The sequence below is a fragment of the Nocardioides rubriscoriae genome, assembly GCF_008087085.1.
In the GTDB taxonomy this organism is placed as follows: domain Bacteria; phylum Actinomycetota; class Actinomycetes; order Propionibacteriales; family Nocardioidaceae; genus Nocardioides; species Nocardioides rubriscoriae.
This window is the reverse complement of sequence record NZ_VIYJ01000003.1, coordinates 65214-84608: the sequence shown is the minus strand read 5'-3', so window position 1 is coordinate 84608 and position 19395 is coordinate 65214. Positions and strand designations below refer to the sequence as shown.

Genomic DNA, 19395 nt, shown 5'->3' with positions numbered 1-19395 from the left:
ACCGGGCCGATAAGATTTCAGCGTCCCGGTCGGGGTTTCACCGGCCGGCCGGTGAAACCCGGCACCCATGCGACGCACAGGACTCATCATGCCGCGGCCGGCAGACTCGCGAGCGCCTCGTTCTCGACGCGCAGCCGCACCCGCAGCAGCCCGGCGTTGACGACGGTGAAGACCAGCGCGGTGATCCACGCACCACCGATCAGCGGGAGCGCGACCCCCTCGACGACGACGGCGACGTAGTTGGGGTGGGCGACGTACCGGTACGGGCCGCCGGTGACCGGGGCCAGGCCGGGCACGATGATCACGCGGGTGTTCCAGCGCGGCCCGAGGGTCGTGATGCACCACCAGCGCAGGGCCTGGCTGGCCGCGGCGAGCACGAGCAGCGTCGCGACGAGCCACGCCGGCGGGTCGGGGCGCAGCACCCAGACCTCGACCAGCGCGCCGACGAGGAAGCCGGTGTGGAGCACCACCATGAACGGGAAGTGCTCGCGGCCGGTCTCGACGCCGCCACGCTCGAACGACCAGGCGGCGTTGCGCTTGGAGACGACCAGCTCGGCCAGCCGCTCGAAGCCGACGGCGAGCACCACGACGGTGAAGAGGACCTCGGTGCTCATGCTCACGCCCTCAGCAGGACGAGCTCGGAGCAGAAGCCGGGGCCCATGGCCAGGAGCAGGCCGTAGGAACCGGGCTCGGGCGGGTGGTCGCGCAGGGTGTCGGCGAAGACGTGCAGCACCGACGCCGACGACAGGTTGCCGATCGCGGCCAGGGAGTCCCAGGTGACCTGCAGGGCCTCGCGGCCGACACCGAGGGTCTCGGCCATGGCCTCGAGCACCTTGGGGCCGCCGGGGTGGGCGACGTAGAAGCCGATGTCGGCGCGGGTCAGGCCGTGGTCGGCGAGGAAGCGGTCGACGTCGTCTCCGAGGTAGTGGCGCACCACGTCGGGGACGCTGGAGTCGAGGACGATCTTGAGGCCGCCGGCGCCGACGTCCCAGCCCATGGTGCGCTCGGAGTCGGGGTAGAGGCGGCTGCGGCTGTCGAGCACCTCGGGCTGCACGCCGTGGCCTCCGACGAGCTCGCGGGCCCGGTCGGCTCCGGCCGCGACGACCGCGGCGGCACCGTCGCCGAAGAGCCCGCTGGCGACCAGGTTGGCGACCGACACGTCGTCGCGCTGCAGGGTCAGCGAGCACAGCTCGACCGACATCAGCACCGCGATCTGGTCGGGGTGACCGACGAGGTAGTCGTGCAGCCGGGCGATGCCGGCCGCCCCGGCCACGCACCCCAGCCCCACCAGCGGCACCCGCTTGACGTCGGGGCGCATCCCGATGAGGGCGGCGACGCGCGCCTCGAGCGACGGCACGGCCAGCCCGGTGACGGTGGCGCTGATGATGAGGTCGACGTCGGACGGCGCCAGGTCGACGGCCTTCAGGGCGTCGACGACGGCGCGCGCCCCCAGCGCGACCCCGGCCTCGATGAAGGCGTCGTTGGACTCGCCGAAGTCCTTCAGCGCGCCGTAGCGCTCGAGCGGGAGCGCGGTGTGGCGGGTCTCGACGCAGGCGTTGCGGTGGAAGCGGTCGACGACCCGGCGGTCGAGCGCCCCCCGGATCATGGTGGTCGCGAACGACTCGGTGATCTCGGCCTGCGTGTAGCGGTGCTCGGGCAGGACACCCCGCACGCTGAGGACTCTCATGGCTTCTCCTTCATGGTCGTCGTCGTGGTCATCGTGTCGGAGCCAGGTACGACGTGGCGAGGGCGCGCGCCAGCGACGGCGTGATCCGGCCGCGGGCCAGGCCCAGCTCGACGAGGTCGTCGAAGACCCGCTGGTCGCGGGCCGACGCGCGCAGGCCGGCGTCGAGCACGCGGCCCGAGCGGCACAGCCGTGAGGCCAGGGCGGTGTGGCGCAGGTGCCGGGCCAGGATCGGCCGGGTGGCGCGCGCGTAGCGGCGTCCGGCGCTGGCCGGGTCACCGGCCGCGATGGCCTCGGCGGCGGCGCGACCGGCGGCCAGGCCGGTCGCGACGGCGTAGAAGATGCCCTCGCCGGTCATCGGGTTGACCAGGCCGGCGGCGTCGCCGACGAGCAGCACGCGGCCGTCGGCGGGGTGCCAGTGCGCGGTCGACAGCGGCAGGTGGTGCCCGACCCAGTCGGTGCCGCCGGCGGTGCTGCCGGGCAGCAGCTCCTCGAGCCGCGCCAGCAGCCGCGCCTTGGTCGGGGCGCGGTGGCCGTCGCGCAGCAGCTCGCCGTAGCCGACGTTGGCCAGGCCGTCGCCGCGGTCGAAGGACCAGGCGTACGTCGGCTGCGGGCCGCCCCGCCCGTCGGCACCGTCGGCACCGCCGAAGACGATGCGCTGGGTGCCCTCGTGGCCGGCCGGCGTGGGCGCGTAGCCACGGATCGCCAAGGCCGTCGCGCCCTGCGGTTGGCCGAGCGCCTTGCGCAGCACGGAGTGCGCGCCGTCGGCACCCACCACCACCGCGGCCTCGTCGAGCTCGGCCAGGTCGCGCACCCGGTGTCGGACCAGCGTCGCCCCGGCGGCCTGGGCAGCCTCCACGAGACGGGCGTCGAGCACGGTGCGCGGCACGACGTACGCCGGGCGCGCCATCAGGCGCTCCACCCCGCGGCCGCCCCGGGTCAGGCTCAGGGTCGTGACGGGCTCGCGGTCGTCGAGCAGCCCGGTGACGCCGACGCCCTCGAGCAGGTCGAGCACGTGCGGGGCGACGCCGTCGCCGCAGGACTTGTCGCGGGGGAAGTCGGCGCGGTCGAGCAGGGTCACCTCCAGCGAGGGGTCGGCGGCCCGCGCCCCGAGCGCGGCGGAGGCCCCCGCCGGTCCGGCGCCGACGATGGTCAGGGCGGTGACGGGGCTCATCGCGCGCCCGCCACGAGCAGGGCGACGTCGACCAGGGCGATCACGATGGCGGCGCGGAAGGGCCACCGGCCGCGGCCGACGGCGGCCAGCACCGCGAGCACGGCGACGACACCGAGCGCCGTCCACGTCAGGGCCCCGACGGAGGCCGGGCCCAGCGCCGCCAGGGCCGAGGCGGTCAGCAGCACCGTGGCGGCCGCGACCCGCGAGGCCCGCTCCCCCATCCGGTGCGGGAGCCCGCGCACACCGGTGCGCGCGTCGTCGGCGAGGTCGGGCAGCGTGTTGAGCAGGTGGGCCCCCACCCCGAGGGCCGCCCCGGCGCCCACCAGCCACCACGCCGGCAACGGGTGACCGTCGCCGGCGAGCGACACGACGGCGGGCAGCGACCCGAACGCGACGGCGTAGGGCAGCCACGACAGTGCCGTGGCCTTGAGGCCGAGGTTGTAGGCGTGTCCCATGCCGACCAGGAGCACCAGGTGCACCACCCCGCTGCGCCAGCCCGCCGCGAGCGACAGCACCACGCACGCGAGGGCCGCGACGACCAGGCAGCGCTGCACCAGGCCGCGCGGCAGGGCACCGGTGGCGATCGGCTTGTCGGTGCGGCCGACCTCGGCGTCGCGACGGGCGTCGAGCAGGTCGTTGCCCCACCCGATCGTCAGCTGGCCGGCGAGCACGGCCGCCGTCACCACGACGAGCCGACCGGGGTCGAGGTCGAGCGCGACGCCGATCAGCGCGGCCAGGGTGGTGACGGCGACGCAGGGGCCGCCGTGGGCTGCGGCTGCGAGCGCGCCGAAGGTCCCCGCCGCAGCGGGGACCGTCTGCGGAGCCGGCGCGTGTGGAGCAGGTATGCCTGTCACCCTCGCACGAGTGCTGCTCGTGGTCCTCACCCCTATCGTGGTGTGCGATGACCACTCCTGCCCCCGCCGCCGAGCTCGTCGACGTCGTCGTCCTCCTCGACGACGCCGGTCAGCCGATCGGCACCGCGCCCCGTGCCACCGTCCACTCCACCGAGACCCCGCTGCACCTGGCCTTCTCGTGCCACCTGCGTGACGCCGCCGGCCGCACCCTGGTGAGCCGCCGGGCCCTGTCCAAGCGCACCTGGCCGGGGGTGTGGACCAACTCGTTCTGCGGCCACCCCCGCCCCGACGAGAGCTTCGAGGACGCCGTACGCCGCCACGCGCGCCACGAGCTCGGCCTCGAGGTCACCGACCTGCGCCCCCTGCTGCCCGACTTCCGCTACCGCGCGGTCGACGCCGCCGGGATCGTCGAGAACGAGGTCTGCCCCGTCTTCACCGCGGTCGCCGCCGGCGAGCCGCTGCCCAACCCCGACGAGGTGGCCGAGCTGCGCTGGGTCGACGTCGCCGACGTGCTCGCCGTCGTCGAGCGGGCCCCGTGGGCGCTGAGCCCCTGGCTGGTCGAGCAGGCCCCCGCGCTGCGGCTGCTGCTCGCGGAGCAGTCGCCGTGACCACCGTGAGCACCACCGGCACCGCGACCGGCGTCGACGACCAGAGCCTGGCGCGCCTGCGCCGCTGGAACCTCGGGCTCACCGCGCTCCACGGCGTCCAGGCCGTGCTCGTGCTCGTGCTGGCCACCGACTTCAGCATCACCGTCACCTCGTCGTTCCCCGACGGACCGCCCGGCAGCACCGTGCCCGCCCCGACCGACCAGTTCGACGTCGCGATCGGCCCGGCCATCGCGGTGTTCCTGGCCCTGGCCGCGCTCGACCACCTGCTCACCGCCACGGTCCTGCGCGGCCGTTACGAGGTCGACCTGCGACGTGGCATCAACCGCTTCCGGTGGGTCGAGTACTCGATCAGCGCGACGATCATGGTGATCCTGATCGGGTTCTACAACGGCGTCACCGGCATCTCGGCGATCCTCGCGATCGCCGGGGCCAATGTGGCGATGATCCTGTTCGGCTGGCTGCAGGAGAGCGTCAACCCGCCGGGGCGCGCGACCGTCACGATGATGCCGTTCTGGTTCGGGTGCTTGGCCGGCGCGACCCCGTGGGTGGTCATCTTCGTCAACCTCTTCGGGGCCAACGCCAACGGCGACCTGCCCGGCTTCGTGTGGGGCATCGCGATCTCGCTGTTCGTCTTCTTCATGAGCTTCGCCGCCAACCAGTACCTCCAGTACCGCGGGATCGGCCGGTGGGCGAGCTACGCCTACGGCGAGAAGGTCTACCTCGTGCTCTCGCTGGTCGCGAAGTCAGCCCTGGCCTGGCAGATCTTCGGCGGGTCGCTGGCCGGCTGAGCGTGGGCCGGGCCCAGCCCGGCTCAACCGGCCACGACGGCCCGGCCTACGCCGTCGCCGGAGCCGGCTCCCCCGTGGTCGTCGCGGCGACGACGCGGGGCACGACCTGGCTGCCCGCCCACCCGTAGGCGTTGCCGACCAGGAACGAGATCAGCATGACGGTGAAGGGGCCGGTCGGCAGCGAGAAGTCGGTGCCCGAGGCGCCCGTCAGCAGACCGAACAGGACCGTGGTGGCGAACCCGATCACGGAGCCCGGGACGAACCCCAGCGCGTCCACGAGCGAACCGAGGATGAAGACGGCCGTCATGCCGCCGACGATGAGCGCGACCACGATGTCGCTGGTGGTGTGGCTGAGCATCACCAGGGCGACCGTCCCGCACACGATGCCCCACACGTTGGTGGCGGTCGACGAGGCGAGGGTGGCGGTCGTGCCACCTGCGGCGAAGTAGCTGGCCGCCCCGAGGAACGTGGCCGGGACAAGCAGACCGAGGCTGGCGAACGGGCCGACGTACAGGTAGGTGATCACCACTCCCACGAGTCCGACCACCAACGCTGACGCGACTGGAACCTTCATTGACTGACCTTCTTCCCCATGGCCGGGGGCGTCTGGCTGACGCGTCCCTACGGCGCTCAAAGCCTGTGGGCCATCAGGACGGCTCGACAATGGGAGGGGACGAAAGTTTTCCGCTGAGAACCCGCCCGAAACAGAACCGGCCCTTCAGACCCCGACGGCGCGCAGCCGTTTACCTCCCGGTCGCACGCGCCGGGGGGTCAGCGGGGGGCATCGGGGGTCAGCGCGGCGGCGCCGGGAGCGCGTCGGTGGCCTCGAGCTGCCCGAGACCGGTGAGCATCAGCAGGTCGACGACGACCGAGCGCAGCTGGGCGAGCACGACCTCGGCGGTCATCTCGTCGGCGCGCTCGACCTCGCCGGTGGCCCGCCCGATGGCGACGAGTCCGTCGCGCTGGTCGTCGGGCATCCGGTCGTCGCGCAGGTCGGCGACCATCCGGTCGACGGTGGCGGCGAGGTCGCCAGCGAGGACGGCGTACGCGTGCGGGACGGGGCGGCGCCGGTAGGCACTGACCGCGACCTGGCGCACCAGCACCCGCGTCGAGCGCAGCGCCCGGTCGAGCGGGTCGACGATGTCGGCCACCCGGCGGATGCCGGGGCGGTGCCGGATGCGGAACGGCGAGGACGCGACGACCGCCATGCCCTCGTCGGCGGCCGACTGCAGGCGGCGCACGAGGTGGTCGGTCGCGCGGGCGTCGACGAGCAGGTCGAGGCCGCGCTCGGCGTCGCCGTCGACCATGACCTCGGCCGCGGCGCGCAGCAGCTCGGCGACCTTGCCGAGCACGGCGGCGGCCTGCTCGCGCGGACGGCGCAACGGCGCCGACGGCACGACGGTCGCGGCGACCAGGGCCACGAGGCCGCCGACGACGGCGTCGGTCCAGCGCAGCAGCGAGTCACCGGTGCCGGGCACCAGCGCCGCGACGAACAGCGACTGCACCGCCGCCTGGTTGACGAAGAGGGTGCCGGCGTCGAGGAGCACCGCTGCGGTCATGGCCAGGCCCACGATGAGCGCGATCTGCCAGGCGCCGGAGCCGACCCAGATCACCAGCAGGTCGCCCAGGAACACCCCGATCGCCACGCCCGAGGTGACCTCGACGACGCGCCGCAGGCGCTGGGCGTACGACGTCCCGAGCGCCACGACGGCCGCGATCGGCGCGAAGACCGGCACCTGGTGTCCCAAGAGGTCGTGGGCGACGAACCACGCGACGCCGGCCGCGACCGCGCACTGCGCGACCTGCCACCGCTTGTCGCGGAAGCGGTCGAGCCGCTGGGCCAGGCTGCGGCGTCCGCGCTGCCGTCCGCGCTCGAACGACGCCAGCTCCATGGGGCGATCGTGCCACCCCGGACCGGTGGCGCGGTCAGGCCTCACTCTGCGTGGTCAGCCGGGCGAGTCGCTCGGCGGCGTCGGGGTGCTCGTCGCGCACGTCGATCGCGAGGACACGGTCGAGCGCGGTGAGGCCGAGCACCGTCGACACCGGGTGCGAGGGCCGCCAGATGACCATCTCGACCCGCAGCACGCGCGCTCGGCGCCAGGTGGCGACCAGCGCACCGAGCCCCGTCGAGTCGAGGAAGGTCACGCCGGCGAGGTCGACGACCAGCATCCGGCAGCCGTCGATGAGCACCTCGGCCAGCGTGCGCCGCAACGCCCCGACGCTGAGCAGGTCGACCTCGCCGGTGACGGTCGCCGTCACGCAGTCGAGCTCGCGCTCGGTCACGACCGAGAAGGCTGCAGGACCCATGTCCCCCTCCTGACGGTGTCGCACTCCGAGCGGACGCCACGATGTTGGAGGACCAGTCTTACCCGTCAGGGAGGCTTGCGCAGCACCCGTGCAGGTGATACAGGCTGCGCCTACTCGGCGACCAGCGCGTCGTCGTACTCCTGGCGCGGGCGGCGTACGGCGGCGAGCAGGTCGGGCTCGCCGGCGGCCTGGTCGAGCACGACGAGCGTGCTGCGCACCGCGTGGGCCGGCAGCGCCGCGAGCTCGTCGGCCCACTCGCGGGCGGCCTGCGCCGCGGCGCCGGCGGGCGCGACGCGGTTGACCAGCCCGAGGGCGAGGGCCTCGGCGGCGTCGACGCGGCGTCCGGTGACGGCGAGCTCGGTGGCGGCGCGCGGGCCGACGAGGCGGGGCAGGCGCACGAGCCCACCGTTCTCGGCGAGCCGGCCGCCGGCGACCTGGTCGAGCGCGAGCCCGACCGGCTCCTCGAGCACCACGAACGGGCAGGCGAGCAGCGCTTCGAACCCACCGCCGCGTGCGTCACCGGCGACCGCGGCCACGACCGGCTTGGTCAGCCTGCGGGCGGTCAGGCCCGCCCAGCCGGTGCGGGGCAGGTGCTCGGGCTGGCCGGTGAGGCCTTCGGGCAGCAGCAGCACGAGCACCCGCGCGGCGGCGTCGGCCTCGAAGGCGTCGAGCACGCCGGAGAGCTCGTGGTGCCCGTCGGCGGCGAGGACCCCCGGCACGTCGACCTCGACGACGGGGCTGCCCGTGTCACGGCGTACGACGACGTGGTCGTAGGCGTCGCGCCACCCGACCGGCGGCCGCGGGACCAGCTCGTCCATGCGCTCGCGGCTCAGGGCCACCCGGTTGGCCGGTCCGGTCGCGCGCACGAAGAGCCGCTGCCCGACGGGCTCGCGGTCACCCTCGAGCCAGTCGGCGACCTCGTCGTCGCCGGGCACGTTGGCGGCCACGAAGCGGTGGCCCTCGGCGGTGCGGGCGACGACGACCGCGGTGCGGCCCGAGCGGCCGTGGCGCACGGTCCACGACTCGATCGTGCCCCACCCGTCGGCCGGCTGGTCGTCGAGCGGGACCGGACGGCGCTGGTCGATCGCGGCCTGGAGCACCGCGTCGTCGCCCTCGCGCCACGGCGCCGGGTCGGCGGAGTAGACGCCGACCGAGACCTTGGACAGGGTGCCGCCGTTGGCGCTGACGACGCCGATCGAGCCCGGCTCGGCGCGGGTGCGCTCCACGACCTCGGCGATCGCGTGCATCGAGTAGTTGTTGCCCGGCCCGCCGAAGAACGGCAGCCCGCCGGTCAACGTGAAGCCGCGCGGGTCGTCGGGCTCGAGGCCCAGGCCGTCGAGCAGCTGGGAGACGGCGACCGGGAAGCAGGAGTAGAGGTCGAAGAAGTCGACGTCGTCGAGCGACATGCCGGCCATCGCGAGCGCGGAGTGCACCGCGACCGGCTGGGTGGGCGCCGAGGCCAGGTCGGGGCGGTCGAAGAAGTCCTGCTCGCGCAGGTCGCAGCGCCCGTGCAGGAAGACCCACCGCGACTCGTCGATGCCCAGCCGCCTTGCGGTGTCGACCGAGGTGAGCACGAGCGCGGCGCCCTGGTTGACCAGGTCGCGCGAGACCACGAGCCGGGTGTACGGCGCGGCGATCACCCGGTTGCGCTCGTCGACCTCCATCAGCTCGGCGCCGGTGATCTCGACGGGTGCGACCGCGTGCGGGTTGGCCGCCGCGACCTGGGTGAAGGGCGCGAACAGCTCGCCCATCGATGCGGCGTACGTCTCGCGCGACTGGCCGTGCTTGGCCCGGCGCGCGTTCTCGGCCAGCGCGTAGATGCCGGCGACCTCGTGCAGCCCGTGGGCGAGCGCACGCCGGCTGACCATGCCGCGCAGGCCGTAGCCGCGGTCCTCGAGCGACCCGCCCGGGTCCTCGGACCAGTCGGGCCGCTCGGCCCCCTCGAGCCCGGCCAGGTGGCGCGCGGTCGACATCGCCTCGCCACCGGCCAGGAGCACCACGTCGGCCCGACCCGCAGCGATCTCACGCGCCATCTCGGTCACGAGCTTCTGCGGCGACTGCCCGCCCCCGATCTCGAGGACCGCGCGCGCCGGGTCGGCCCCGACGCGCTGCGCGATCGAGCGGGGCACGTTGGTCGAGCGTCCGAACGGCACCGCGCTGAGCGGTGTCGACACCTCGAACTGCCGGGTCGCCGCCACCACGTCGACCGCCTGCGCGAGCGTCGCTGCGTCGATGCCGGTGTCCTCCAGCGCCGCGCGCGCCGCCCTCGCCGCCAGCTCGACCGGGGACAACCCCTCGTAGCCGGGGTCGTCGATGCGCTCGGAGCTCTGCCCGGCGCCCACCAGCACGGGCGTCCTCGGGTCCACGTCAGTCACGCGAGGGAGCCTAGAGGCCCGCGCCGATCGCCGTACGACGCCACCACACGTCGGTCGACGGGGGGTCAGGTCAGGGAGATGCGGACCTCGGGCCGCAGGTCGCCGGACGACGACACCCAGCCCAGCCCCGGCTCGTAGCCCCGCAGCACCCGGGCCGGGGAGCCCCCGACGACGGCGTGGTCGGCGACCGTGCCGCGTACGACGGAGCCGGCGGCCACGACGACGTTGCGGCCGATGGTCGCGCCGGGAAGGATGATCGCGCCGTGGCCGATCCAGGAGCCGGCACCGATGCGCACCGGGGCGTGGGCCCCGAACTGGCGGCCGATCGGCACGTCGGGCTGCTGGTATCCGTGGCTGGCGTCGCAGACGAAGACGTCCTGGCCGAGCCACACGTCGTCGCCGAGCTCGATCGACTCGTGGGCGGTGAGGCTGCAGCGGGCGCCGATGACGCACCGCTCGCCGACGACCAGCCCGCGCGCGGGGGCGCCGGGGTCGCCGGGCCCGTAGCCGACCGACAGGGTGACGTGGCGACCGACGAGGGTGTCGCGGCCGACGTGGATCGAGGCGGGGTTCATCACGCTGGCGGTCGGGAAGCCGATCGCGACGCCCTCGCCGAGGGTGCCGAACCGGTCGCCGGCCCGCGTGCCGGGGGTGATGTCGCCGACGCGCTGCGTCCACTCCCAGGCGGTGTGGACGGCGCGGTTGAGCAGGCGTCGGGCGGTCACCTCGGAAGGGTAGTGGTGATCGCGACGCCCGGCAGCGGAAGTCGTACGTCGCCGGTGCGGCCCGAGAGGCGCAGCGACCCGGCACCGCAGGACCGGCCACGGCCCACGGTCGCCGACGACGGCAGCGACCGCGACGACGACCCGGCAGCGAACCGGTAGCAGCCGCGTACGACGCGGAAGCCCGCGCGGTCGCCGACCCAGCTGGCGAAGCTGCGCTCGTCGAGCGGGAAGGACACGCGCACCGTCCGCCCCCGCGGCACGTCGACCGAGGCGTAGCCGACGAGCTGGCGGCGTACCTGGTCGACCCTGGCCGTGCGCGGCTTGGAGACGTAGAGCTGCGGCACCGCGACCCCGGCACGGCGGCCGGTGTTGGTCACCGTCATCGTCGCGACGGCCACCCGGTTGTGGCCGGGCGCGCGCCGGATCGTCAGCGGCCCGTAGCGGAACGACGTGTAGGACAGGCCGTGGCCGAAGGGGTACGCCGGCCGGTGGCCGCGGGCGTCGTACCACTTGTAGCCGACGCGGATGCCCTCGTCGTAGAAGACCTCCTCGGCGACGCCGGGGTAGAGCCGGCGGTCGCCCGCGGTCGGCACCTGGCCCGCGCTCGCGGGGAACGTCGCGGGCAGCCGGCCGCCGGGGTCGGTGTCGCCGTAGAGCATCCGGGCGATGGCGGTGCCGCCCTCCTGGCCGGGGTACCAGGCCTCGACGAGGGCGGCGACCCGCCCACGGAACGGCGTGAGCACCGGCCCGCCGGTCTCGAGCACGACGACCGTGCGGCGGTTGGCGGCGGCGACGGTGGCGACCAGCCCGTCCTGGTCGGTGCCGTTGAGCGGGCAGGTCTGCTGCAGGCACGACGAGCCCTGCAGGAACAGCACGCCGTTGCTGTTGACCACGTCGGTCGTGGGGCAGCTCAACGACAGGCATCCCTTGTCCTGCCCCTCGGTCTGCACGTCGCCGGTCACCACGACCGCGACGTCGGCGGCGCGCGCGAGCCGGGCGGCGGCGGCCGGGTCGCTGCCGTCGGCGTAGGTCACCGTGACCCCGCGGCCCGCGCGGCGGCGCAGCGCGTCGAGCACGGTGACCGTGCGCTCGGCACGCACCGAGCCCGACCCGCCGCCGACCGGCACGCGGTCGGCGTACGGCCCGATGACCGCGATGCTCCTGACGTCCTTGCGCAGCGGCAGGACGCCGTCGTTCTTGAGCAGGGTGATCGCGCGGGCCTCGACGTCGCGGGCCACGCGGCGGTGGGTGGGCTTGTCGATGCGGCTCGGGTCGTCGGCGTACGCCGGGCGGTCGAAGACGCCGTGCAGGAAGAAGGTGCGCAGGATCTTGCGGACGTGGTCGTCGATCGTGGCCCGCGTGACCAGGCCGGACGCGACCGCGGCGCTGATGAGCTCGGGGCTGTAGGACTGGTCGGCGACGCCCTGGAACGGCACGAAGTCGAGGCCGCGGTTGAGGTCGTTGACCGTCGTCTTCGACGCGCCGTAGTCGGCGATCGTGAAGCCGCGGAAACCCCACTTCGTGCGCAGGATCTTCTGCAGGGTCAGGGAGTTCTGGCAGGCGTAGGAGCCGTTGATGCGGTTGTACGAGCACATGATCGTGCCGACGTGGCCCTGCTTGACCGCGGCCTCGAACTGCGGGAGGTAGGTCTCGTAGAGCGGCCGGTAGCCGATGTTGACGTCGACGAGCATCCGCCCGCCCTCGACCGAGGTGAGCGGGGGCACGCCGCCGAAGCCCTCCTGGTTGTTGGCGGCGTAGTGCTTGACGTTGGCGATCACGCCCTGCGCCTGCGCGCCGCGGATCCACTCGACACCGGTGCGTGCGACGAGGAACGTGTCCTCGCCGTAGCCCTCGAAGGTCCGGCCGTTCTGCGGGGTGCGCATGAGGTTGACGGTCGGCGCGTAGACCACGTCGTTGCCCTTGTGCTTGGCCTCGTCACCCACCACGGCGCCGTACCGACGCGCGTGGCGGGGGCTGAACGTCGCCGCCAGCGCCATCGGGATCGGCATCAGCGTCGCCCGCCCCTGCCGTACGCCGACCGGCCCGTCGGTCAGGTAGACCTCCCGCAGCCCCAGCCGCGGGACCGCGTAGGTGCCGCCCGTGTGCGGCGCCGCGCCCATCCCCTGCCCGCCCAGCAGCCGGATCTCCTCCTCGAGCGTCATCGCCTGCTGGAAGAGCACGGCCCGCCGGTCCGGGCCGAGCGACCGGTCGCACCACGGGTGGCTCTGCTGCGTCGGGCAGGGCTGGGTCGTGGCGCGTGCCACCGTCGGTTGTGCGGCCGACTGCCCCGGGTCGACTCCCAGGCCGGCCGCCAGCACCGCTGCGAGGAGACCGACCGTCACGCGTAGACGCACCATGCCGGGACAACGCTCGGGTGTGACGACGGTTACGCCGACCGGCGACGGTGGGCTGGTCCGCCCCGGGGCGGATCCGCCCGCACATGCCGAGAGTCGGGTGTTGTCCAGTGAACGCGTAGTTGGACTGGCATATCGGCACGCCACAGGCCGCAGTCAACACGGGTCAGAAGCGCCGGGCTCGGCGAAGGTGAGCGTGACAGTGGACCGATACGCACCTGACGGTCCGGTTTCGTCGGGAGTGCTGGATGTCGGTTCTTGGCCCGTGGGCCACACCTCATCGGTTCTGAACCGGTACCCGTCCTGTTCGGCAGACGTGAACTCGAACGTCACTTCCTGACCCACCGCCAGCGTCGCGAGGCCGTCGACGCGGACCGAAGAGAAGTGCGTCCAGCAGCCAGCCGGAGTCACAGGCGAGTCGATGACGCCCCAGCCCTCGTCTTCATGCCAGGCACGAACCACGCCGGTTGCCCTCATACCTAGAGCATCGCAGGCAAGACCCCGTCCATGCAGCCCGGCAGGCACCCGCCCGACTCTGCCGCGCAGAAGGCGGATGGGTGGGCGCGACTTGGCGTGAGACTCTGCGATGCTTACGGCGTGTCGCTCCGCACCCAGATGTACAACTGCGTGTTCGGCGTATTCGTCTTTGGCATGGCGACGGTGTCATTCTCGGGGCAAGGAGAGCACGTGCTGGCCAAGGTGTTCGGGGTACTGATGACCGTCTTCCTTGCGTTCGGCGTTGTCACCGCCTTAGCACTCGTCCGTGCTCGACAACGCCGACCCTGACTCCGCCGCACGTCGTATCGATTGCCGGACGGCGCTGCTAGCGGCCCAGTTCGACTACAGCGGCTTTTGTCGCTGCCAGTTCCGTCGCAATGCGCTGCCTCTCACGGTCCGGCATCCGGCGGAACTGCATGTCGAGCACGAGGCTGGCCTGTGCGTCGGTGAACCCGAACTCGTGCTGCACACGTTCTGTCGCGTCAGCAACGTCGGCGGCTCCCAGAACTACGTCGAGCAACCGATGCGGTTGCTCGATGACCAAGGCCACCGCTTCGAGCAGGTGGACACGCTCCCCAGCCCGCCGGAGTTCATCACGGCGCGTCTCGTCGTCCATCTGCATGAGCCCGATGTTGTCACGCGCTGACCGACTCAGAACCGCCCGACCATGGCGCCTTCCGAGCACAGTGATGCCGAGAGTCGGGCGTATCGGCTACGACGGCGCTTCGCCCCACCATGGCTCGGTGACTTCCACGTCGTAGTGGTCGCCGACAGCGGCTCGCGATTCTGCGAGCAGCCTCTTCCCCTCCGACAGCCAAGACGTGTCGCCCGGGCCTTGTAGTGGCACTTTGTCCTCTTCGTAGGCGCCGTTCCATGCGGTGATTCGCGCAGCGAGGTCTGCACTGATGGGCAACCCCGTCGGGTCAACGACTCCACCCTCCTTGGCCCACAGAGGTCCCGGGCCGTAGTCAGGCCAGAACTCGATGAGGGACATGGCGACAGCCTGCCTCACGCGCCTGACCATGCCGCGTCTAGGGCGCCCGATGCCGAGAGTCGGGCTCCGATCAATCACAGCCCGAGAAGTGCGGGAGGTAGCAGTCGACGGGCGTCCAGAACCTCGACGCCGAGGATGCGGCCATCAGCGCCTACGTCGATGTTGACCATCCAAGGATGCTCCCCGCCATCCACGGGGACGGTCCTGACCGCCTGACCGAACTCGACGTCCGGCACGAAGTAGATGTACGCGGCGTCCGCCTGCGCGTCGTAGGTCACGCGCAACGGCTCAACCGAGTCCTTCATGAGTTCAGCATGGTTCATGCAGCGACCTGCCCCTACTTTGCCGCGTTTGAAGCGCTCTCGTGCCGATGGTCGGGCAGGCTAGGTGCCGCGTGCGACCCTGTTGCTCCACTCGTAAGGTCTGGAGCCCGCGTGCGCAATCTCGGATACCCGCTCTTCACCGCAGTGCTTGTGGTTCCCGCCGTCATTTCCGAGGCTGCCCCGACCCAAGCCGGAGCAGCAGCCACATGCGGTGGACAGCCCGCCACCATCGTCGGAAACCCCGGCCAGGCTCGACTTTCAGGGACCCCCGAACCGGACGTCATCATCAGCAACGGCGCGAAACTCGTGTACGCCGACGAGGGTGCAGACCTCGTATGTCTGACCGGAGGAGACGCAACCGCAGTACTGGACGGTTACGAGGAGTACGACCACAACTTCGCCTGGGCGGTGGATCGGGTGATCGGCAGTGACGGCAACGACTTGATCGTGAGCGGTGCCGGCGCCGACGACGGCATGGACATCGACCAGCGCACAGAAAACGGCGACCTTGTCAGCATGGGGACCGGACACAGCACCCTGACGATGGATGGTGTCCCGGTGGGTGTCATTCAAGGCGGCCCGGGCCGCGACCGGCTCATCCTTCGCAGCTCAGGGAACCTGATGTCAGCAGATGCCGGCGCATCCGTGGCGGTCGACGAGCACCCTGCGGCGACGCTCAACGGAATCGAGTCTTTCCATCTCGAGGGAACCAACCTCAACCAGATCCGGTTCAGAGGTACCCCTGCCGCTGAGAGCCTCTACGCCAACGCTGGCGAAGCACCCCTCATCGGCGACGACCCAGACACCCTCACAGCCACGCTCGGAGGCGGCAACGACGTCGTGTCGGTCGCCGCCGGGACCAACGGCTCCGTGGCAGGCGGTGAAGGGGCGGACGAGGTCCGATACACGCCGACCTTCCGCGGATCGCGCAACGTCGTCGTCAGCCTACGAAACGGCTCAGTTGACGCCACCCAGCTGGCGGTGACCGCGACGTCGTTCACCAACGTGACCGCGAGATCCATCTCAGTCACCGTGAACGGCGACACCCAGTCCAACGTCATCCGGGCCATGGGTTGCACCGTGCGCGTGTCGGGCGGCTCGGGCAACGATCGAATCACCGCAAGGTCAACCTCGGATTGCACGCGAAAGCCGCACGTCGTTCGCGGCGGACCCGGCAAGGACACTCTCGTAGGTAGCGGGGGTCGGGACAACATCTATGGCGGACCCGGACGAGACATCGCCAACGGTGGTCCTCGCCTAGACCTGTGCCTGGCAGAAGTTCGACGCAACTGCGAGCGGTGAAGACTGGGGCTCGACACATCCGCCCGACCAGGCCGCGAGTCGTGCTGGGGGCCGGATAGGTCGATGCCGCTGTCGGGACCGGCTCAGAGCTGCAGCACTGCCGCCTGGCACCAGCGCGTCCTCACTCGGTGTCGTGGCCCTGTCAGTCGCCGTCGATGTCCTTGATGGCGCGCAACGACTGCCACGGCCGGTGCGCGGTGTAGCGCCCGCTGCCGTCGTGAGGGTCCATCACACAGTCGACCGCCCACCACCGACGATGGACCTCGACGACCTGCTGCTTGAGGTAGCCCGGCCGCGTCTCGTAGCAGCTCTCGGCCGCGTGGCTGAGCGCCACCTCCAGACCGCCCCAGGTCAGACCCAACGGGGGCAGGACCAGCGCGAGGGCCAGGACCAACCGGCGACGGGACGACACGACGCCAGTATCCCGGGCCATGACTCCGACGGACGCGCTGCACTGTGGAGGAGCACCGCCGCGACCACCACCAGACCGACGTTTTGTCTCGTCGTCACTCTGATCGAAAACTGTCGGTGGTCGCGTCTAGGGTCGAAGACATGACCAGCACCCAGACCCTGCTCGACCCGGCCCTGGCCGCGGTCGCGCAGGCCCGGGACTGGAAGCGTCAATCTGAGGTCGCCGAGCTGGTCGCGGTCCTCGACTGGACAGGCGCCCACCAGGTCGGCGATGCACTGGTGGCGACCCCGGGGCTGCGGCTGGGTGGGGTCGGGTGCCCGGTCATCAGCGAGTTCGACACCTGGGACCTGTCCTGTGTCCTGGGCCAGTCCGCCGACTCCTGCACCACCTACGTCGGCAACGCGTTGGAGCTGCGCCACCGCCTGCCCCGGCTGTGGCAACGCGTCCTCGACCTGCAGGTTCCGGTGTGGCGGGCCTTCCGGATCACCGCCCGCACCCAGTGCCTACCCCAGGCCGGTGCGGCTGACGTCGACCGGGCCCTCGCGCACTGCGCCCACACCATCACCCTCGGCCAGGTCGACCGCACCATCGCCGTCGCGCTGGCCACCCACAACCCGGCCGAAGCCGAGGACCGGCGCAGACGCGCCGACGAAGCCCGCTGCTTCGACATCGACCTCACCGACAACCCGATCGTGCTCGGCGGGACCGTCGAGGTCCACGGCGTCCTCGACCTCGCCGACGCCCTCGACCTCGACGCCGCGGTGTCAGCCGCCGCGGCCCAGCTCGCCGACCTCGGCTCCGACGACACCCTCGACGTACGCCGCGCCGCAGCCGCCGGCGAGATCGCGCGCGGCCAGCTCGCCCTCGACCTCCCCACCAACCCCGACACCGGCACCAGCGCCGGGACTGGCCCCGGGCGCGGGGTCACCCTCTACGCCCACGTCGACGGCAGCGACGTCGCGACCGTCAACGGCACCCCGGTCCTGGTCGACCAGCTGATCACCTGGTGCACCCGGCCCGGGGTCAAGGTCACCATCAAACCCGTCATCGACCTCAACGCCGACCTCACCACCCACGGCTACGTCCCCGACACCCGCCTGGCCGAACAGGTCGACCTACGCGACCGACGCTGCGTGTTCCCCTTCTGCACCCGCCACCGCACCGACCGCGACCACACCGAGCCCTACGACCACGACACCGATGACGACGACGGGGATGATGACGCCGGGGATGACGACGCCGGCGACCTCGAAGCCGACGCACAAACCCGCTCCAGCAACCTCGCCCGCCTGTGCCGCGGACACCACCGCGCCAAGACCTTCAGTCTCTGGTCCTACGAGTCACCAGCCCCAGGGGTCTACCTGTGGCGGTCCCCCGCCGGCGCGACCTACCTCGTCGACCGCACCACCGAACCCTGACCACCCCGCCCCCACACCCCGCCCACCCGGGCGGGGCTACAGGCATGTCAGGACGTGGGTTCGGTGGGTGCGACCGGGTCCGGTGCCGCTGAGGGCTGCGGCGGCGCTGCGGGCGGTTGCTCGACAGCCGGCGCCGGTTCGGGCGTCGACGGAGGCGTCGGCTCGGGTGCCGGCTGAGACGTCGGCTCGGGAGCGGTCGGGGTCGACCGCTCCGTCACCGGGGCCGACTCGGTGGCAGCCCCCGCAGGCTCGACGGGCCCAGAGGCCCCGGCGGTCTCACCGGACTCGGGGGCAGCAGGCTTCTCCCCGCGCGGGCCACGCCCACGACGTCCACCACGACCACCCTCACCACGGCCGTCACCACGGCCCTCACCTCGGCCACGGCCACCCTCGGGCCGACCGCGACCGCCACCGTCGCGACCGCCACCCTCACGACCACCCCGCTCGGGGCGCGTCTCGGCGCGCCCGCCGAGGAACAGGTCGGCCGCGCCGGTGACCAGCGGGCCGGCCAGCGCCTCGGGCGAGAGCCAGAGCTGGGTGAGGGCGTCGTCCTCGAGCACGGGGACGGCGACGCGCACGTCGGTCATGGTGACCTGGTGGTCGAACATCTCCAGCACGAACTCGTCGACGGCGCGCAGCGACGTGATGACCTCGCCGACCGGGCGCTTGCGGGCCGAGACCAGGCGCTGGACCAGCGACTCGGTGGCCGACGACGTACGTCCACGGCCCTGGGGGCGGCTGCCGCCGTCGAGCTGGTGCATGGCGGCGCTGACGGCGTCGAGGGCGGTCTCGAAGACCTCGGTCCAGCCGTCGGCACGCAGGACGACCTCGACGGGTCCGCCCTTGCCGCCGCGGGCGAGCTCGTCGGCGCTGCGGCGCCGCGGCTTGGTCAGCGCGACGGGGACCTGCAGCCACCCACCGCCCTTGCCCGCGGGCGGGGTGACCAGCGAGACCGGCGTGACCCGGCCGCCAGCGAGGACCAGCGCATCGGCGCGGGCGAGCTGGCGGCGGTCGAGCTTGCCGAGGTCGACGGCACCGTGGTGACCCGAGGTGATGGCGTCGATGACGGCGGTGACCGTGGTCGAGGTGCGCACGGCCGTCCAGAACTCGTCACCGGCGCCGGCGGGGACCCGGTCGAGCCCGAGGGCGACCATGACCAGCGGCTCGCGGCCGGTGACGCCGAGGCGCCGCAGGGCGTCGCGCAGCGGGTCGACCGCCGCGGGCACGCCCGCGTTGACCGCCTCGACGACGCCGAGACGGAACGCCTGGGCGGCCAGGCCGGCGTGGGGACGGAAGAGGGTCGCGACCTGGCCGAGCGTGGCCTGCTCGCCCTGCTCGCCACCGGAGCGCTCGACCTGCGACCGCAGCACGGCGGCGACGGCGAGCCGCACGACCTGCTGGGTCACCCACTCGCGCGGCGTCGCGCTCCACACGTCGGGGCTCTGCGCGGCGGCCGCGGCCAGCTGACGGTCCGACGGCTTCTCGGGCACCGCCAACCGACGCGCCGGCAGGATCAGCTCACGCGACAACGACTCAGCCATGCAGGGAACCGTAACCGTGACGTCGTACGCCGGGCCGG

At 72.7% G+C, this 19395-nt stretch carries 21 protein-coding genes and 1 pseudogene; 6 read left to right on the top strand and 16 right to left on the bottom strand.

Annotated features, from left to right (window positions below; translation table 11 throughout):
* Nucleotides 1-86: 86 nt before the first annotated feature.
* The 5 genes and pseudogenes from FZC61_RS06975 to FZC61_RS06960 form a co-directional block, all read right to left on the bottom strand.
* Nucleotides 87-614: an isoprenylcysteine carboxyl methyltransferase family protein gene (locus tag FZC61_RS06975; protein WP_148613448.1), complete on the bottom strand. Its 528-nt coding sequence runs from the start codon at nt 612-614 to the stop codon at nt 87-89.
* Nucleotides 615-616: 2 nt separating this feature from the next.
* Nucleotides 617-1042 (bottom strand): 3-oxoacyl-[acyl-carrier-protein] synthase III C-terminal domain-containing protein, encoded by a 426-nt coding sequence (locus tag FZC61_RS23925; RefSeq protein WP_281289806.1) that lies wholly within the window; start codon nt 1040-1042, stop codon nt 617-619.
* 51 nt (nt 1043-1093) lie between these two features.
* Nucleotides 1094-1690, bottom strand: a pseudogene (locus FZC61_RS23920) (type III polyketide synthase); the annotation flags it as partial.
* Nucleotides 1691-1715: 25 nt separating this feature from the next.
* The gene (locus FZC61_RS06965; protein ID WP_148613446.1) at nt 1716-2858 is read right to left on the bottom strand and encodes an NAD(P)/FAD-dependent oxidoreductase; all 1143 of its coding nucleotides are present in this window, start codon (nt 2856-2858) and stop codon (nt 1716-1718) included.
* On the bottom strand, nt 2855-3712 hold the full coding sequence (locus tag FZC61_RS06960; RefSeq protein ID WP_246142577.1) for a UbiA family prenyltransferase: 858 nt from the start codon (nt 3710-3712) through the stop codon (nt 2855-2857). The genes FZC61_RS06965 and FZC61_RS06960 overlap by 4 nt, the downstream gene beginning before the upstream one ends.
* A gap of 47 nt (nt 3713-3759) precedes the next feature.
* Between FZC61_RS06960 and idi the strand changes: the two genes are divergently transcribed.
* Together idi and heR are read left to right on the top strand one after the other, a co-directional pair.
* Nucleotides 3760-4320, top strand: coding sequence for an isopentenyl-diphosphate Delta-isomerase (idi, locus tag FZC61_RS06955; protein WP_148613445.1), 561 nt, complete (start codon nt 3760-3762; stop codon nt 4318-4320).
* Nucleotides 4317-5108: a heliorhodopsin HeR gene (gene heR / locus FZC61_RS06950; protein WP_148613444.1), complete on the top strand. Its 792-nt coding sequence runs from the start codon at nt 4317-4319 to the stop codon at nt 5106-5108. The genes idi and heR overlap by 4 nt, the downstream gene beginning before the upstream one ends.
* A 46-nt stretch (nt 5109-5154) precedes the next feature.
* On the opposite strand, the gene FZC61_RS06945 is transcribed toward heR, so the two are convergent.
* From FZC61_RS06945 to FZC61_RS06915, 7 genes are all read right to left on the bottom strand, one after another.
* Nucleotides 5155-5682 (bottom strand): DUF1097 domain-containing protein, encoded by a 528-nt coding sequence (locus tag FZC61_RS06945; RefSeq protein ID WP_148613443.1) that lies wholly within the window; start codon nt 5680-5682, stop codon nt 5155-5157.
* 217 nt (nt 5683-5899) lie between these two features.
* Nucleotides 5900-7000: an FUSC family protein gene (locus FZC61_RS06940; RefSeq protein ID WP_148613442.1), complete on the bottom strand. Its 1101-nt coding sequence runs from the start codon at nt 6998-7000 to the stop codon at nt 5900-5902.
* A gap of 34 nt (nt 7001-7034) precedes the next feature.
* Complete coding sequence (locus FZC61_RS06935) at nt 7035-7415, bottom strand: STAS domain-containing protein (protein WP_148613441.1); 381 nt, start codon at nt 7413-7415, stop codon at nt 7035-7037.
* Between the two features lie 110 nt (nt 7416-7525).
* Complete coding sequence (locus FZC61_RS06930) at nt 7526-9790, bottom strand: acetyl-CoA acetyltransferase (RefSeq protein WP_148613440.1); 2265 nt, start codon at nt 9788-9790, stop codon at nt 7526-7528.
* 65 nt (nt 9791-9855) lie between these two features.
* Nucleotides 9856-10515 (bottom strand): acyltransferase, encoded by a 660-nt coding sequence (locus FZC61_RS23915; protein WP_281289800.1) that lies wholly within the window; start codon nt 10513-10515, stop codon nt 9856-9858.
* Nucleotides 10512-12857 carry a beta-glucosidase family protein gene (locus tag FZC61_RS06920; protein ID WP_170286012.1) on the bottom strand — a complete coding sequence of 782 codons (2346 nt, stop codon included), beginning with the start codon at nt 12855-12857 and terminating at the stop codon, nt 10512-10514. Before FZC61_RS06920 ends, FZC61_RS23915 begins: the two co-directional genes overlap by 4 nt.
* A 168-nt stretch (nt 12858-13025) precedes the next feature.
* Nucleotides 13026-13346 carry a cold-shock protein gene (locus FZC61_RS06915; protein ID WP_148613438.1) on the bottom strand — a complete coding sequence of 107 codons (321 nt, stop codon included), beginning with the start codon at nt 13344-13346 and terminating at the stop codon, nt 13026-13028.
* 120 nt (nt 13347-13466) lie between these two features.
* Here FZC61_RS06915 and FZC61_RS06910 point away from each other — a divergent pair, with 120 nt between their 5' ends.
* Both FZC61_RS06910 and FZC61_RS06905 read left to right on the top strand, forming a co-directional pair.
* Complete coding sequence (locus FZC61_RS06910) at nt 13467-13655, top strand: hypothetical protein (RefSeq protein WP_148613437.1); 189 nt, start codon at nt 13467-13469, stop codon at nt 13653-13655.
* On the top strand, nt 13633-14013 hold the full coding sequence (locus tag FZC61_RS06905; protein ID WP_148613436.1) for a hypothetical protein: 381 nt from the start codon (nt 13633-13635) through the stop codon (nt 14011-14013). Before FZC61_RS06910 ends, FZC61_RS06905 begins: the two co-directional genes overlap by 23 nt.
* 66 nt (nt 14014-14079) lie before the next feature.
* Here the strand turns inward: FZC61_RS06905 and FZC61_RS06900 are convergent, their stop codons facing one another.
* Together FZC61_RS06900 and FZC61_RS06895 are read right to left on the bottom strand one after the other, a co-directional pair.
* A complete protein-coding gene (locus tag FZC61_RS06900; protein WP_148613435.1) occupies nt 14080-14361 on the bottom strand; it encodes a hypothetical protein in 282 nt (93 codons plus the stop codon).
* A gap of 74 nt (nt 14362-14435) precedes the next feature.
* A complete protein-coding gene (locus FZC61_RS06895) occupies nt 14436-14666 on the bottom strand; it encodes a DUF2283 domain-containing protein (RefSeq protein WP_211357145.1) in 231 nt (76 codons plus the stop codon).
* A 129-nt stretch (nt 14667-14795) separates the two neighbouring features.
* On the opposite strand from FZC61_RS06895, the gene FZC61_RS06890 reads away from it, so the two are divergent.
* Nucleotides 14796-15986 (top strand): calcium-binding protein, encoded by a 1191-nt coding sequence (locus tag FZC61_RS06890; RefSeq protein WP_148613434.1) that lies wholly within the window; start codon nt 14796-14798, stop codon nt 15984-15986.
* A gap of 142 nt (nt 15987-16128) precedes the next feature.
* Here the strand turns inward: FZC61_RS06890 and FZC61_RS06885 are convergent, their stop codons facing one another.
* Nucleotides 16129-16398 carry a hypothetical protein gene (locus FZC61_RS06885; RefSeq protein ID WP_148613433.1) on the bottom strand — a complete coding sequence of 90 codons (270 nt, stop codon included), beginning with the start codon at nt 16396-16398 and terminating at the stop codon, nt 16129-16131.
* 140 nt (nt 16399-16538) lie between these two features.
* On the opposite strand from FZC61_RS06885, the gene FZC61_RS06880 reads away from it, so the two are divergent.
* Nucleotides 16539-17816: an HNH endonuclease gene (locus FZC61_RS06880; RefSeq protein ID WP_148613432.1), complete on the top strand. Its 1278-nt coding sequence runs from the start codon at nt 16539-16541 to the stop codon at nt 17814-17816.
* A gap of 47 nt (nt 17817-17863) precedes the next feature.
* Here the strand turns inward: FZC61_RS06880 and FZC61_RS06875 are convergent, their stop codons facing one another.
* Nucleotides 17864-19357, bottom strand: a complete 1494-nt coding sequence (locus FZC61_RS06875) for a hypothetical protein (RefSeq protein ID WP_148613431.1) — start codon at nt 19355-19357, stop codon at nt 17864-17866.
* Between the last annotated feature and the right edge of the window lie 38 nt (nt 19358-19395).